Consider the following 12,281-nt stretch of genomic DNA (forward strand, 5'->3'; position numbering starts at 1 on the left):
GCCATGGTCCAGCGCGTACCAGAGCGCGCCGTTCTCGCCCACCACGGCGGCCACCGGCCAGTGGCGCGCGATGGCGTCGCACCAGCCGGCCGGGCGGCCGGTGACGGGCACCACCGCGATGCCGGCCTCGTGCAGCGCTTCCAGCGCGGCATAGGCGGCGGCGGGCAGGCGGCCATCCAGCGTCAGGGTGTCGTCGATATCGGTCAGCACCCAGCGCAGCGCGGCGAGCTGGGGGACGGGGGCGGTGGCGAGCGGGCGAGGCCGTGGCGAATCTTGTGTCATATACATGTTGCACTTGCCACTTAGCGGTGTGGCAGGTCAAACATGTTTTTACAAATCTGACACAATCAGCCGCAGCCCGTGCCGGCCCAGCGCGGCGGCCAGCGGAACGGGCGGATGCGCTTCCGTCACGAGGTCGGTGATCTGCTCGGGCGGGCAGATCTGCTCCAGGAAAACCCGGCCGAACTTGGAAGAATCCACCAGCAGCAGCCGGCGCGGCGCGCGTTCCAGCATGGCGCGCTTGACCCAGGCGGCGCGGCTTTCCGCCTCGCAGGGGCCTTCCTCGGTCAGGCCGGAGGCGCCGATCACCGACATGTCCACATGGAAGCGGCGCAGGAAGGCCGCTGTCTCCGGCCCATAAAGGCCGCGCTCCACCGCGCTCAATTCGCCCGGTGCCACCAGCACCCGCAGCGCATCGCTCACCCCGGCCGCCAGGGCGGCATCCAGGCTGTTGGTCAGCAGGGTGGCGCGGATGCCCCGCGCCGCCAGGGCGCGCGCGAAATGGGTGGTGGTGCTGCCGGCATCCAGCATCACCACCATGCCCTCCTCCACCAGCGCGGCGGCGGCATGGCCGATGCGGCTACGCTCGGCCACCAGCAACTGCTCGCGCTCGGACAGCCTGGGCTGGCTGGCGGGGTGGGAGACCGAGGCGCCGCCATAGGTGCGCCGGACCACGCCGCGGGCGGAGAGGGCCTCGATGTCGCGCCGCACCGTCTCGGTGGAGACGCCGAAATCCTCGGCCAGGGTGCTGATGCGCACGGTGGGGTCGGTGGAAAGGGCCTCCAGGATGGCGGCATGCCTTGCCGCCTTGCCCAGGGCCTGTGTGTTGCGTGGCGCCATGGGTTGCAAGGTGCCACATTGGCGCGCCACCGGCAAAGCCGCATCTGTGGGTGCCGCCACAGTGCCGGGAAACGAGGCGCCACTCTCTCCGCCATTCCCTGAGCGCCTGAATCGAACTATGGGTGGCAGCTTTCCGGCCCAGCGAGTTCCGATGCCTTCAGATCAAGCCGCAGCCAACCCGTTCCCGAACGATGCCCTCGGTGGCCTGGGAGACCGCCTGGACCAGGCGTTGTCCGATGTCACGGCGAAGATGAAGGAGCTGCGCGCTGCCCTCACGGAGCAGTCGCAGCGGGCTGAGGCGATGGAACGGCATGCCGCGGAGCTTGAGCGGCAACTCGCCATCGCCGAGGCGAGGCTGGCCGTGGAGATGATGCATTCCGCCGGCCTGGCGGCGCAGGCATCTCACTTAATGGCCGCCGCCATCGAGGCGGGCGTGCCAGGCCTGTCGGACCTGGCGGAAGAAGGACCTGCCGGTGGGCAGGGCCGGCTGGCGCAGATCTACGACGCGGCCTTCGATGCGAAGGCCGCCGAACTCGGCATCGAGGACCCCGCCCGGTTCCGGGAAGGCTGAGGCCTCTGTCCGCGCGGCCATAAGCCAGCTTCAGCGCCGCGCCCGAATCACCGGCGCATAACGCTGCTCTGCTACCCGGAATGGCAGGCGGCGGCCGCCTGCCATTCCGATCAGCGCGGACTATCCAGCCTGCGGCGCCGTGCGCTCACTGTTGCGGCTTGATGCCGACCTGCTGAAGGAAACCCCGCCAGCGCTGCGTCTCGGCGGCAACGAAGGGCTGGAGTTCATTGGCTGGCACCACGAACCGCTCGGCACCCCGCTCCTCAAGCCGCGCCACATAGTCCTTGTCGGTGCTGACCCGCCGCACCCCTTCCTGAATCCTGGCCAGGATGTCCGGCGGTGTGCCGGCCGGTGCGTAGATACAAAGCCACAGGGAGTAGTCCACCTCCGGAAAGCCGAGTTCCTTCATGGTCGGCACATCGGGAAGCACGGCGGAGCGCTTGCTGGAGGAGACGGCAAAGGCTCTCACCGCATTGCCATTGATGTGCCCGACCGAGGTCGTGATGCTGTCGAACAGGAAATCGATCTGGCCGGCGATCAACGCGGTGATGGCGGTGCCGCTGCCGGTATAGGGTACGTGCAGCGCCTTGAAGCCAGCGCTCTTCTGAAACATCTCGGTCACGACATGCGGGGAGGAGCCTGGACCGAAGGTTCCGCAGCTGATCTCATCCGGCTGCTTGCGCGCGCGCTCCAGAAGCGAGTTCAGCGACTTGAACTCCGAAGACTTGTTCACGACCAGCACGTTGGGCAAGGCGCCGACCATGCCGCAGGGCACGAGGTCCTTGGCGGGGTCCACGCCCGAGCCAGGGATGAGCAGGGGCGTGATGGCATGCGTGCCGAGCGTGCCCAGGACGATGCTGTAACCGTCCGGCGGAGAACCCGCCACATTGGCAAGGCCGATGCTGCCGCCCGCGCCAGCGCGGTTCTCCACCACCACGCTTTGCCCAAGGACGTCGCGCAGGCGTTCCGCGAGGATGCGGCCGATGAAATCGGTCGGCCCTCCTGGGGCGAAGGGCACAACCAGCCGCAGGGTGCGGGTTGGCCAGGCCTGTGCCCGCGCCGCCGGGATGGTGAGGGCGGTGGCACCTGCGGCGAGCAGGCCGCGACGGGTCAATGGCATTGGGTTTCCTCCATTCTTTGCACGGTTATTGTGTTTGTCTTCGGCGCCACCGGCGTTCTCTTGGCACCGTCGCCAGCTCGGCCACCTGCGGCATCCGTTGTAAGCTGCCTGCGCAGCTTCATGGCGCAATCAGGCCTTTTCCGGACTTCGGCCGCGCTCCTCGAGATGGACCTTCAGGTCCTGCAGGAAGGTCTCCGCCGCGAATGACAGCCGGGCGTTGCGGCGCCGGATCAGGGAGAGTTCGTGCCCTTGCTGATGCGCGTCCTCGATGCCGATGACCCTGAGCCCCAGTTGCCGCGCGAAGTGGCACGCGTAGCCCGGCACCACCGTGATGCCCAGGCCGCCCTGCACCATGCTCAGCACGGATGTCAGCAGCCCGGCTTCCACCCGGTAGGAGAAGCTCAAGCCCAGCTTGGCCGACAGGCGGTCCAGGCTGCGCCTGACGGCATAGACGTTGCGGAGCGCGACATGATCGTGGGTCGCGAGGTCCTTCCACAGAACCACCGTCAACCGCGCGAGCGGATGAGCGGGTGCGCAGACCGCGAACATGGTGTCGCGGTAGATGACCTGGGTCTCGAGATGCTCCGGCGCCTCCTCCAGCGCCACAATACCGAAGTCGACGCGCCCATGGCGGACATGCTCGATCGTGTCATCGGAGGACAATTCATAGAGGTCAAGCTTCACGCCTGGATACCTGCGGTGGAACGCCCTGATCGGCTCACCGACCAGGCCGATCATCATCAGGGGTGAGGTCGCGACGCCGACAACGCCCCGCTCCAGGGAGCGCAGCCCAGACATGCTCCGCTCCGCTGCCCGGATGGTCCCGAGGACCTCCTGCGCATAGGCATAGAAGTCCGCCGCGCCGTCACAGGGGATAACGCTCCGCGTCGAGCGCTCGAAGAGGGGCTGCCCGACTTCCGCCTCCAGCTCGGCGCAGAGCTTGCTCACGGCGGACTGGGTCACGAAGGCCGCGCGGGCTGCCGCCGTGAAGCTGCGCATCTCGTACAGGGCACAGAAGACCCGAAGCTGCTTCAGCGTGACGTTCATGGCGGGCGCCGCCTCCCTGCGCGGCCGGTCACTTCACCCCTGCGGGTCCAGAAGCTCGTGGTCAGCGTCCTGACGGGGAGCAGGGCGCCGTATCGTCGCCGGGGTCCGGGAGAAGCGGACCGGCGGCGCCGTCGCCACCAGCCGGCCTTCGGTCGGGTGCTCGACATGGCGGAAGAACCCGGTCGCATTCAGGTGTGGGTCCTCGAACAGCGCGTCCAGCGAATTGACCTTCGAATGCGGGATATCCGCCTCCCGCAGGAGGTCCAGCCATTCCTGCGTGCTCCGCCCGGCCACGATGCGCGCCAGGTCACCATACAATTCGTCGAAGTGGTGCGCGCGGGTAGCGGCGCTGACGTAACGCGGGTCGCGCGCGAGTTCCTCGTGGCCGGAGAGGGTGAAGAAGCGCACCCACTGGGCGTCGGTATAGGGCAGCAGGGCCAGGAACCCGTCCGCTGTCCTGTAAGGGCGGCGGTGCGGCGAGAGGACGCGGCCATAGCCCATCGATCCCCGTGGTGGGTCGAAGCTGCGCCCGCCCATGTGCTCGACCAGCGTGAAGGAGACCAGGGTCTCGAACATCGGCACCTCGATCGCCTGGCCGAGGCCGGAGCGCTCACGCTCGTAGAGCGCCATCGGGATGGCATAGGCCAGCGTCAGCCCGGCGGCCTTGTCCGCGAGGATGGTGTTGACATAGGCCGGGGCTCCCGCGTTGCGTCCCTGCAGGTCGGCCAGGCCGCTCATGGCCTGGATGATGTCGTCGAAGGCGGGCGCGGCCGCATAGGGGCCATCTTGCCCGAAGCCGACGGCGGAGACATGGATCAGCCTCGGGTTGCGTGCGCAGAGCGTCTCCGCCGCCAGCCCGAGCCGGGCGAGCGCCAGAGGGCGCACGTTCGAGACGAAGACGTCGGCTCCGTCGATCAGGGTGAGCAGCTTGTCGCGGTCGGCAGGCTGCTTGACGTTGAGGGTGACGCTCCGCTTGTTGCGGTTCAGGTTGAGGTAGACCGCCCCCATGCCGGGCGAGGCGGCCGGCGCGGAGCTGCGGAAGACATCGCCTTCCGGCGCCTCGACCTTGATGACCTCGGCGCCCATGTCGCCGAGGATCTGGGTTGCATAGGGCCCCATGCCGACGGAGGTCATATCGACCACGCGCACGCCTGCGAGGGGCCCGGCCGCGGCCGGCCGGTCCCAGGGAGCCGGGGCCGCCTCAGCCGTCATCGTCACGACGCCTTGGCGCGCTTGCGGGCCAGGAAGGGAGCCATGTACTCGCCCGGCTCGCCCGTCGTGAAGGCTTCGCCGAAAGCCTCGACGCTGCGGTCCAGCCCGGCCTCCACTGTCGAGGACTGCCAGTAGCGGAGCAGCTGCTTCTGCGAGCGCACGGCGCGCGGGCCACTCGCCACGATTGGCGCGACCGTACGCTCCACGAGTTCATCCAGTTCGCCCGCCTCGCAGGCGAATTGCAGGAACCCCCAGCGCAGCGCCTGCTCGGCATCGACCGTCTCGCCGGTCAGGAGAAGCCAGTTGGTCGCACCCGGCCCGATGAGCGCCGGGAGCAGCACCGCGTGAATGACCGAAGGGATGCCCACGCGCACCTCCGGCATGCCAAAGACACCGTCGCGCGAGCCGAGCCGGATGTCGCAGGCGGCCGCCAGTTCCAGCCCGCCGCCGAGGCAGAAGCCCGGGATGCGCGCGATGGTGGGCACCGGAATGTCGGCGACTGCCTCGCACAGGCGGCGCAGGCGCGTGATGAAGGCGCGCCCGCCAGTGGGGTCCAGCTCCGCCATCTCGAAGATATCGGCGCCACCGACGAAGGCATGGTCACCCGTGCCGCGGAGGACCACGGCCCGCGCATCCGGTTGTGCGCCGATCCAGCGCGCCGCCTCGGTCAGCCCGGTGATGACCGGCGTGGACAGAATATTGAGGCGCTTCGCGTCACGGATCTGGAGCGTGTAGACGCCTCGGCCGTCTCGCGTGATCTCGCTGTGCGGGAAGTTGGGGATCTTGGCGCCCATTGTCGTTTCCTCCGATGCTCCGAGGAGCGGAGGCTATGGCGCACCATGGGTGCCAACAAGTGAATAATAGACATCTATTTATCTGAAAAATGAATAAATGGATGTCTGCCGCCTAGCGGGTTCGGGCGGTTACATGACATCAGGCGAAGAGGGGGGCGAGAACCCCTGGCCATCACAGCACTGGAGCCGCCGAGGCGGAACGGGCGGCGCTTTACGATGGTCTGACCCGGGCGGACCATGACCGAAGCGTCCTGCATAGCTCGACGGCCGCTCCCGGCCAGCGAGGCCGGCGGCTTCAACCCCCCATTGCGCGAGCATGGCGGGACATCCGCTGCCGGGTTGATGGGCTGGACAGGTATTCTGGCCCTGCGTGGGGCAAGCTGCCGCCGCCAACCGTCTGGTGCCAGAGTTGGCGGCCAGGTTGCCGATCCGCCTAGGTCGAGCCTTTCCCGCGTCGGGGCGCCTTCTGCGGGGCCGGGCGCCGCGTGGGGGCGGAGCCCGGCCGGGGCTGCGCGGCACCCGGGACGAAGGCATCCAGCCCACCCGTGTCCAGCACCTGGGTGACGCAGCCGTCGATATGCGCGCGAAGGATCTCCCGCGCCCCGGGGGCGTCCCGGGCCAGGGCGGCGTCGAGCAGCTTGCGGTGCTCGTCGGCGGCCACTTCTCCCCGGAAGACCACAGCGATCATCTGGTACCTGAGGTAGCGGTCGTAAGCTGCGGTATGCGCCTTCAGCAGGGTGCGGGACCCGCAGGCACCGATCAGCGCGTGGTGGAACTCCCAGTCATAGCGTTTCCAAAGGGCCGCGTCGGCGGGTTCGCCGGCCAGCAGGCTGCGTTCCAGCGCCGCCAGCTTGTGGTGCGCGGATACGACGCCGCCTTCCCAGTCAAGGCCACCCGCCGCGAAGGACTGCTCAAGCGCGTGCGCTTCCAGCAACAGGCGCAGCGCGGCCACCTCCTGCAGGTCCGCGGCCGAGACGGGCGCCACCTCGAAGCCACGCTGCCCCTCGGCCACCACAAGGTCCTCTGAGGCCAGGCGGCTCAGCAGTTCCCGCAAGGTGCTGATGCTGGTGCCATAGGTCTCGCGCATCCGGTCCAGGCCAAGCCGCTGCCCTGGGGCCAGGCGGCCGAAGACGATGTCCGCGCGGATGCGGCGATAAGCGGCTTCGCCGACCGAACTGTCTTCCATGTCGTCTCCGTTCCCGATGGCCGCCTGCGTCAGCATCCAAAATCTCATCGGGCACTCGAAGCGTCAAATATATGCTGAAACCAATATCGTCAGATGATACCGAAAATCTACGTTGACTCCGCATCATTCCTGCGCCGAGATGAGGCGGAACGAGGAGGAGAAGGTCGTGCATCGTCCAAGCCTGGCCAGGGTGCAGCCCTGGTGAGCCGCACCATCCATGTCCTGAATGGCCCGAACCTGAACCGGCTCGGCAAACGTGAGCCCGAGATCTACGGCCACACCACGCTGGCCGAGGTGGAGGCCATGTGCCGCGAGGCGGCGGGGGCCGACGCGGTGGTCTTCCGGCAGACCAACTGGGAAGGGCAGTTGGTGGAGTGGATCCATGAGGCAACGGACGGGGATGCATCAGGCCTCATCATCAACCCGGCCGGGCTGACCTTCACCTCGATCCCGGTGCTGGACGCGCTGAAGATGTTCGGCCGCTCGATCATCGAGCTGCACATCTCGAACATCCACCGGCGGGAGGCGATCTACCACCGCTCGCTGGTCTCCACCGCGGCTACCGCCGTCATCGCGGGGCTGGGCGCCCGCGGCTACGCGACTGCCATCCGTGCGATGCAGGACCTGCTCGACTGACGGCGACCGGCCGGCAAACACATAGAAAAAAGCACGTAAAACAGGGAGAACAACGGTGAGAAAGGGATCGACTGACACGAAGCCCATGCTTCCGCGCCGCCGCACACTGCTGGCGGGCCTGGGCGGGATCGGCGCGTTGCCGCTCCTCAGCGGGGGAGTGGCGCGGGCCCAGGTCCAAGGATATCCCAATCGCGCGGTCACGATCATCGTGCCTTTCGCGCCGGGCGGCTCCACCGACTTCGTGGCGCGCCTGCTCGCGCAGCACCTCTCGGCCAAGCTGAACGGCAACTTCGTGGTGGAGAACCGCGCCGGTGGCAGCGGCACGCTCGGCCACGGTGCCGTGGCCCGGGCGCGGCCTGACGGCTACACCCTTGGCGTTTCTCCCACTGGCACCTTCGCCCTGGCGCCCTTCCTGTTCGAGAAGCTGCCCTACGACAGCGAGAAGGGCTTCGCGCCGATCAGCCTGCTGGCCGGCAACGCCATGTTCGTCTGCGTCCATTCCTCCAGCGACATCAAGACCTACGCTGACCTGGTCGCGGCGGCGAAGGCGCAGCCGGGCAAGCTCAGCTACGCCTCGGCCGGCGCGGGCACGATCGCGCATCTCGCGCCCGAGCTGATGCTCGACATGTCCGGGACGGAGATGCTGCATGTCGCCTACCGCTCGGGCGGCCTGCAGGTGCAGGCGGTCATCGCGCGTGAGGCAAACCTCGGCTTCATCGACACCGTGACGGCCATTCCCTACATCCAGTCCGGAGAACTGCGCGCGCTGGCGGTGACCAGCGTCGGCCGCAGCCCACAGGTTCCGCAGGTGCCGACCCTCGCCGAATGTGGGCTGACCGGCTACCGTGCCACCAACGACTTCGGCTTCTTCGCGCCCGCCGGAACGCCGCCCGAGATCGTGCGGCAACTCTCGGCGGCCGCGCGCGAGATCCTGGCCATGCCGGAGGTCAAGGCACGTCTCGATGCCGCCTCGATCGACATCTACGCGGGCACCTCCGAGGCATTCCCGCCTTACCAGGCCGAGGAAGCCCGGCGCTGGGGCGACCTGATCCGCCGCCGCAACATCAAGATGGAATAGGCGGGGCGGGGAAGGGGGAAGCATCATGACCAGCGCGATGCTCGCCATCTGGAGCGATGTGGCGCCGGAGCAGGAGACGGATTACCTGCACTGGCTCACGCGCGAGCACACCGCGGAGCGGGTCGGCATCCCTGGCTTCGAGGCGGTGCGGGTGTTCCGCGCCGGCCTGCCGGGGGTATGCCGCTACCTGATCCTCTATGACCTCACGGCACCCTCGGTGCTGACCAGCCCGGCCTACCTGGCCCGGCTGAACGCGCCGACGCCCTGGTCACAGCGCATCATGCCGACGCTGCGGAACTTTGCCCGTGGCGGCGGATGGGTGCGGGCCGCCCGCGGCACCGGCGGCGGTTCCCACCTGCTGCCACTCCACCTCGGCCACTCGCCCGGCGGGGCGGAACCCCTGCTGGACGACCTGGTGGCGGAGGACCGCGTCTGCGCCGCCCGGCTGCTTGAGGTCGACCCGGAGGGCTCCGCGGTGCCAACAAACGAAAAGGCGCTGCGCGGCGGCGACGCGAGCTTTCCCGGCCTTCTCCTGATCGAGGCCACGGATGATGCCGCTCTGCGTCGGGTGATGTCGCGGAGGCAGCAGGCTCTTTCCGGGCTCGGCGCCGGGGGTGAAGACCCCGTGCTTTATTCCTCGGTGTTCTCGCTCCGGAAAGCGGAACTGCGGGTGGAAGAGGCGGATGCGTTGGCGTGAGGAGCCCGTGCCTGCCGCCGGGCCATCCATGGGCGGTTTCCCCGGCTCCGCTGGAGTGCTCACCGTACCTCCCGTGGTGCCGGGGAGCGCCAGAAGATCACCAGGTTGCCGAGCAGCGTCAGCGCCAGCCCGGCCAGAGCCGCCATGTCCCAGTGGTAGCCCTCGAAAACAGTGGAGAGCGACAGCGCCACGACCGGGAACAGCACGGTCGTGTAGGCAGCCCGTGACGAGCCAAGCCGCGAGACCAGCATCAGGTAGGTGGTGAAGCCCACCACCGAGCCGATCACCGAAAGGTAGAGCAGCGCGGCGAGGTAGCGGCCGTCCGGCGGAGCAACCACAGGCGTGCCGGTCAGCCCGATCAGTCCCAGGAGCACCGCCGCGCCATAGGCCATACCCCAGGCATTGGCCGTCAGCGGCGCGATGCCGGCGGCGCTGTTGCGGCGGGAGGCCATGTTGCCGAGCGAGAAGAACAGGGTGCCAAGTGCCGCGAGTCCGAGGCCCTTCAGGGTGCCGCTGTCGAAGTGGACGAAGACATCCTGTCCGAACAGCAGCAACACGCCGGATACGCCCAGCAGCGCCGCCAGCAGTGTGCGGGCGGTGATGCGGTCCCCAAAGAAGAGGCGGGCGTTGACGGCGTTGTACAGCGTCGCCAGCGAGAAGATGACGGAGACGAGGCCCGACGGGAGATAGGCCGCGGCGTTGTAGAAGCAGATGAAGTTGAAGCTGAACAGGCACAGCGCCTGGGCCAGGATGAAAGGCTGGTCCCGCCACCCCGGCACCGGCAGCCGCCGCAGCGCCGCCAGCACCAGCAGGAGAATCACCGCCGCGCTGCCGAAGCGGTAGAAGACGGAGACCAGCACGGGCACAGGACCGACCTGCCAGGCGATGGCGATCCAGGTGCTGCCCCAGATCAGCACGGTGGAAAGAAAGAGAAGCGCGTTCTGCATCGGACAAGCGATAGCACCAGGATGCGCACCGGGTTTGCAGGATCTTGCGGCGGATCATCCTTGCCGATGGCGGGGCGCGGCAGCATCCTGGCCTTCTCCAGCCATCCGGCACCGTCGATGCATACCAAGCCATCCACCGTTCTGGCGGCTCTCTCCGCCTCCAACGCCCGCATGCTGCACGGCATGGAACTTGGCTTCGGGCGCTCCGGCGCCATTTGGAGCAACTGCCAGGACAGGGTCGCCTATGAGCGGCCGGAGGGGCACACGCTGAGCCTTTACATCGAGGGCGGCGAAGGCACGCGCCGGCTGGGCCGCAAGGCCGGCCGTGGCCGTCCCGGCGCTATCTGCATCATGCCACAGGCGCATTCGTCGGACTGGGAGATCACCGACCGCTTCGCCTTCGTTCACCTGTACCTGCCGGACATCGAGTTGCGCCGGTCATTCACCGAGACTTTCGACCGCGACGCGCGGCTGATGGTGTTGCCGGACCTGTCTTTCTGCGATGCCCCGCACCTGGCGGCCGCGCTGCACCACCTGGCATCGGCACTGGCCAGGAACGATGCGCTGGCGGCTGAAGCGGCTACCGCCGAGGCCACGGCCGCGGCCCTGGCGCCAGGGCTGCCGCAAGGCCTGCGCCAACCCTCTCTGAAAGGCGGCCTGCCGCCACACCTGCGGCGCCGGATCGGCGAGTACATCGAGGCACATCTGGATACCCCGCTCCGGCTGCATGAACTGGCTGCCATGGCGAACCTCAGCGCCTTTCATTTCCAGCGCATGTTCCGCGCGAGCCATGGCGTCTCGCCGCAGGGCTGGATCCAGCGGCGGCGGCTGGAGTGCGCCCGGAGGCTGCTTCGAGGCGGTACGCCGGTTGTCCAGATCGCCACGGCCTGCGGCTTCTCCAGCCAGAGCCATCTGACACGGGTGTTCAAGGCCGCCACCGGGACCACACCCGCCGCCTACAGAGCGGCCATCCGGGAATGCGAGCCCAGGGACAAAGCCCAGATCCTGCAAGCCTAGCGGGCGCGCATGCCCGCGGCTCGAAGCGAGTGGCTATTTATGTCCGGGCGGGTGCCACATGGCGCTTCAACAGCGTCATGGTGGCGCAGGCATAACCCTGCTCTCGCCTTAGGCTAACCTGCTGATACCGAACAATTCCACCACGAGATCTGGCAATTTATCGACCGGTCAAGCCGCAGCTCTCGAAGCATTTTCCCGCCCATAACCCTGCTCCGCAGGCACCATCCCCAGAGAGGCGGCTCGTTCTTCTTACAATCCATCTCATATCCACTCGCGTCGAGAGGATGGTCACCTAGGCTGCGCCCGAAGTTCGCCTCGGCTATGCTCCCCGGGTGCAGCCCTCCGTCGTCTCCTGGTACGATTCGACTGCCTCCCGTCCGGCTGGTGCCTATGGGGCCGTGCCGCCGACGGTCACCCGACTGGCTCGCCGACAGCCTGCCTGGCTCGCTGACAACATCCCGCTCGGGCGTCACGGCCGACGTCATGTCCTTGAGCGCGGTCTTGCAGCATGTCCCACCGGCGGACCGGCTCCCGGGCCTTCCGGAAGCTGGTGAGCCTGCTGCGGTCAGGCGGGCTGCTGGTGCTGACCTTGCGCCATGGCCCTGACGACGGCCGCAGCGGTCATCCAGTCATCCTTGCTGAAGTCGAATCCTTGATGCGGGCCCACGGCATGCAGGTGATCCAGGCGGTGCAGTCGCCGAACAGTGATCAGGAGCCCGAGCCATCAGGAAGCCGCGGCACAGCTTGCGTACGCGGACCTTCTCACATGCCAGTATCTGCTTGACGAAGGATGCCCCGTTACCGAAGTCCTGAGCCTAGTCTGCGGACGGCGTCCTCCTGATCGACCCGGGTCGATG

The 12,281-nt window shown here is 67.9% G+C and carries 13 protein-coding genes; 5 read left to right on the forward strand and 8 right to left on the reverse strand.

All coding sequences use genetic code 11. From position 1 onward, the window contains the following. Together IBL25_RS20275 and IBL25_RS20280 are read right to left on the reverse strand one after the other, a co-directional pair. Positions 1-288, reverse strand: a 288-nt coding sequence (locus tag IBL25_RS20275; RefSeq protein WP_187780324.1) for an HAD hydrolase family protein, incomplete at its 3' end; no start/stop codon positions are given. A gap of 42 nt (positions 289-330) precedes the next feature. Continuing rightward, a complete protein-coding gene (locus tag IBL25_RS20280; RefSeq protein WP_187780325.1) occupies positions 331-1,119 on the reverse strand; it encodes a DeoR/GlpR family DNA-binding transcription regulator in 789 nt (262 codons plus the stop codon). Positions 1,120-1,348: 229 nt separating this feature from the next. Here IBL25_RS20280 and IBL25_RS20285 point away from each other — a divergent pair, with 229 nt between their 5' ends. Beyond that, complete coding sequence (locus IBL25_RS20285; protein ID WP_187780326.1) at positions 1,349-1,690, forward strand: hypothetical protein; 342 nt, start codon at positions 1,349-1,351, stop codon at positions 1,688-1,690. Positions 1,691-1,835: 145 nt separating this feature from the next. On the opposite strand, the gene IBL25_RS20290 is transcribed toward IBL25_RS20285, so the two are convergent. The 5 genes from IBL25_RS20290 to IBL25_RS20310 form a co-directional block, all read right to left on the reverse strand. Further along, positions 1,836-2,810 (reverse strand): Bug family tripartite tricarboxylate transporter substrate binding protein, encoded by a 975-nt coding sequence (locus IBL25_RS20290; protein ID WP_187780327.1) that lies wholly within the window; start codon positions 2,808-2,810, stop codon positions 1,836-1,838. Positions 2,811-2,939: 129 nt separating this feature from the next. Next, entirely contained in the window at positions 2,940-3,857 is a 918-nt protein-coding gene (locus tag IBL25_RS20295) for a LysR family transcriptional regulator (RefSeq protein WP_187780328.1), read from the reverse strand. Between the two features lie 33 nt (positions 3,858-3,890). Further along, positions 3,891-5,069, reverse strand: coding sequence for a CaiB/BaiF CoA transferase family protein (locus IBL25_RS20300; protein WP_187780329.1), 1,179 nt, complete (start codon positions 5,067-5,069; stop codon positions 3,891-3,893). 2 nt (positions 5,070-5,071) lie between these two features. After that, the gene (locus IBL25_RS20305; protein WP_187780330.1) at positions 5,072-5,863 is read right to left on the reverse strand and encodes an enoyl-CoA hydratase; all 792 of its coding nucleotides are present in this window, start codon (positions 5,861-5,863) and stop codon (positions 5,072-5,074) included. Between the two features lie 433 nt (positions 5,864-6,296). Continuing rightward, positions 6,297-7,085 (reverse strand): GntR family transcriptional regulator, encoded by a 789-nt coding sequence (locus tag IBL25_RS20310; protein WP_238940555.1) that lies wholly within the window; start codon positions 7,083-7,085, stop codon positions 6,297-6,299. Positions 7,086-7,250: 165 nt separating this feature from the next. On the opposite strand from IBL25_RS20310, the gene IBL25_RS20315 reads away from it, so the two are divergent. The 3 genes from IBL25_RS20315 (at position 7,251) to IBL25_RS20325 (ending at position 9,460) form a co-directional block, all read left to right on the forward strand. Beyond that, the gene (locus tag IBL25_RS20315; RefSeq protein ID WP_187780332.1) at positions 7,251-7,685 is read left to right on the forward strand and encodes a type II 3-dehydroquinate dehydratase; all 435 of its coding nucleotides are present in this window, start codon (positions 7,251-7,253) and stop codon (positions 7,683-7,685) included. Between the two features lie 136 nt (positions 7,686-7,821). Then, complete coding sequence (locus tag IBL25_RS20320; protein WP_238940556.1) at positions 7,822-8,763, forward strand: Bug family tripartite tricarboxylate transporter substrate binding protein; 942 nt, start codon at positions 7,822-7,824, stop codon at positions 8,761-8,763. 25 nt (positions 8,764-8,788) lie between these two features. Further along, a complete protein-coding gene (locus IBL25_RS20325) occupies positions 8,789-9,460 on the forward strand; it encodes a hypothetical protein (RefSeq protein ID WP_187780334.1) in 672 nt (223 codons plus the stop codon). A 59-nt stretch (positions 9,461-9,519) separates the two neighbouring features. On the opposite strand, the gene IBL25_RS20330 is transcribed toward IBL25_RS20325, so the two are convergent. After that, the gene (locus tag IBL25_RS20330; protein WP_187780335.1) at positions 9,520-10,407 is read right to left on the reverse strand and encodes a DMT family transporter; all 888 of its coding nucleotides are present in this window, start codon (positions 10,405-10,407) and stop codon (positions 9,520-9,522) included. Between the two features lie 171 nt (positions 10,408-10,578). Here IBL25_RS20330 and IBL25_RS20335 point away from each other — a divergent pair, with 171 nt between their 5' ends. After that, positions 10,579-11,424, forward strand: coding sequence for a helix-turn-helix domain-containing protein (locus tag IBL25_RS20335; protein WP_187780336.1), 846 nt, complete (start codon positions 10,579-10,581; stop codon positions 11,422-11,424). The last annotated feature ends 857 nt before the right edge of the window (positions 11,425-12,281 follow it).

It is taken from the genome of Pseudoroseomonas ludipueritiae (genome assembly GCF_014490445.1).
GTDB lineage: Bacteria > Pseudomonadota > Alphaproteobacteria > Acetobacterales > Acetobacteraceae > Pseudoroseomonas > Pseudoroseomonas ludipueritiae.

Bases quoted from the DNA above. Each gene is read 5' to 3' on its own strand.
- IBL25_RS20300 (WP_187780329.1), bottom strand. From the start codon at position 5,069: ATGACGGCTGAGGCGGCCCCGGCTCCCTGGGACCGGCCGGCCGCGGCC.
- IBL25_RS20305 (WP_187780330.1), bottom strand. From the start codon at position 5,863: ATGGGCGCCAAGATCCCCAACTTCCCGCACAGCGAGATCACGCGAGAC.
- IBL25_RS20290 (WP_187780327.1), bottom strand. From the start codon at position 2,810: ATGCCATTGACCCGTCGCGGCCTGCTCGCCGCAGGTGCCACCGCCCTC.
- IBL25_RS20335 (WP_187780336.1), top strand. From the start codon at position 10,579: ATGCTGCACGGCATGGAACTTGGCTTCGGGCGCTCCGGCGCCATTTGG.
- IBL25_RS20280 (WP_187780325.1), bottom strand. From the start codon at position 1,119: ATGGCGCCACGCAACACACAGGCCCTGGGCAAGGCGGCAAGGCATGCC.
- IBL25_RS20295 (WP_187780328.1), bottom strand. From the start codon at position 3,857: ATGAACGTCACGCTGAAGCAGCTTCGGGTCTTCTGTGCCCTGTACGAG.
- IBL25_RS20330 (WP_187780335.1), bottom strand. From the start codon at position 10,407: ATGCAGAACGCGCTTCTCTTTCTTTCCACCGTGCTGATCTGGGGCAGC.
- IBL25_RS20325 (WP_187780334.1), top strand. From the start codon at position 8,789: ATGACCAGCGCGATGCTCGCCATCTGGAGCGATGTGGCGCCGGAGCAG.
- IBL25_RS20310 (WP_238940555.1), bottom strand. From the start codon at position 7,085: ATGCTGACGCAGGCGGCCATCGGGAACGGAGACGACATGGAAGACAGT.